We start from the raw sequence: 2,342 nt of genomic DNA on the forward strand, positions 1-2,342 counted from the left end.
GTGGCGCCCGGCACCCCCCGCTTGACGGCGATCAACGCATCCATCAACCGCAGACCCTCGAACGCATCCCGCGCATAGCGGACTTCGCCCTCATAGATCTCGTGCAGGTCCTGCTCGACATAGGCACGGGTCAAAGCGGCACCGCCGAGAATGACGGGATAGTCCGCGGCCATCTTGCGCTGGTTCAGCTCCTGAAGGTTCTCCTTCATGATCACCGTGGACTTCACCAGCAACCCCGACATACCAATCACATCGGCCCTGTGCTCCTGAGCCGCCTCCAAGATCGCCGACACCGGCTGCTTGATCCCAAGATTGACGACGTTGTAGCCGTTGTTCGACAGGATGATGTCGACGAGGTTCTTGCCGATGTCATGCACGTCACCGCGCACCGTGGCCAGCACGATCGTGCCCTTGCCCTCGTCATCGGACTTCTCCATGTGCGGCTCCAGATAAGCCACCGCAGTCTTCATCACCTCCGCCGACTGCAACACGAACGGCAACTGCATCTGGCCGGAACCAAACAGCTCACCGACCACCTTCATCCCGTCCAACAACGTGTCGTTGACGATCTCCAACGCCGCACGCTCGACAAGCGCCGCCTCCAGGTCCGCCTCCAGACCGTTCTTCTCGCCGTCGATGATCCGCCGCTTGAGCCGCTCCTCCAACGGCAGCGCCGCCAACTCCTCGACCTTGCCCGCCTTCAGCGACTTCGCCGTCGCCCCCTCGAACAACGCCATCAACTTCTGCAACGGGTCATAACCCTCAGCACGCCGATCAAAGATCAGATCCCGCGCCGCCGTCACCTGCTCCTCATCAAAGCGAGCGATCGGCAAGATCTTCGAGGCGTGCACAATCGCCGAATCCAGACCCGCCTTGACGCACTCGTCCAGGAACACGGAGTTCAACACGATCCGCGCGGCCGGATTCAAACCGAAGGAGATGTTCGACAACCCCAACGTCGTCTGCACCTCGGGATGCCGCTTCTTCAACTCCCGGATCGCCTCGATCGTCGCGATACCGTCCTTACGCGACTCCTCCTGACCCGTACAGATCGTGAACGTCAAGGTGTCGATGAGGATGTCCGACTCCAAGACCCCCCAGTTCCCCGTCAGATCAGCGATCAACCGCTCGGCGATCTCCACCTTCTTCTGGGCCGTGCGCGCCTGACCCTCCTCATCAATGGTCAACGCGATCAACGCCGCACCATGCTCCGCCGCCAGCCGCGTCACCTTCGCGAACCGCGACTCGGGCCCGTCACCGTCCTCGTAGTTCACCGAGTTGATCACCGCCCGGCCACCGAGCTTCTCCAACCCCGCCTGGAGCACCTCCAACTCGGTGGAGTCCAACACCAGCGGCAACGTCGAAGCCGTGGCGAACCGACCCGCCAACTCCGCCATGTCCGCCACACCATCACGACCCACATAATCCACACACAGGTCGAGAAGGTGCGCGCCCTCACGGATCTGATCCCGGGCCATCTCCACACAGTCGTCCCAGCGACCCGCCAACATCGCCTCACGGAACTTCTTCGACCCGTTGGCGTTGGTCCGCTCACCGATCGCTAGATACGCCGTGTCCTGACGGAACGGCACCGTCTGATACAACGACGCCGCACCCGGCTCCGGACGCACCACACGCTCCGTCGGCGCCACGCCCCGCACCCGCTGCACCACCTGCCGCAGATGCTCCGGCGTCGTCCCGCAACAACCCCCCACCAACGACAGCCCGTACTCGGCGACGAACGTCTCCTGCGCATCCGCCAACTCCGCCGGCGTCAACGGATAATGCGCACCGTCCTTGCCCAACACCGGCAGACCCGCATTGGGCATGCACGACAACGGAACACGGGAGTGACGGGCCAGATAGCGCAGATGCTCACTCATCTCGGCCGGACCGGTCGCACAGTTCAAACCGATCATGTCGATGCCCAACGGCTCCAACGCCGTCAGCGCCGCCCCGATCTCCGACCCCAGCAACATCGTGCCGGTCGTCTCCACCGTCACCGAACAAATCACCGGAAGATCGGTGCCGGTCGCCACCAGCGCACGCCGGGCACCCAGCACCGCGGCCTTGGTCTGCAACAGGTCCTGCGTGGTCTCCACCAGCAGCGCGTCCGCACCACCGACGATCATGCCCTCCGCGTTCTCCTGGAAGGCATCACGCAACGTCACGTAATCGACGTGCCCCAATGTCGGCAGCTTCGTGCCCGGCCCCATCGAACCCAACACGAACCGCTGCTGCCCCGTGGACGCGGTGAACTCATCCGCCACCTCCCGCGCGATCGCCGCACCGGCCTGCGACAGCTCGAACACCCGCTCGGCAATGTCGTACTCCGCCAACGC

General features: G+C 63.8%; 1 protein-coding gene. It reads right to left on the minus strand.

All coding sequences use genetic code 11. The features are described 5' to 3' along the window. The coding region (metH, locus tag ABD385_RS41070) for a methionine synthase (protein WP_344585366.1) at positions 1–2,342 on the minus strand (2,342 nt) is incomplete at both ends.

The sequence above is a fragment of the Streptomyces lunalinharesii genome (genome assembly GCF_039532155.1).
GTDB classification, from domain to species: Bacteria; Actinomycetota; Actinomycetes; order Streptomycetales; family Streptomycetaceae; genus Streptomyces; species Streptomyces lunalinharesii.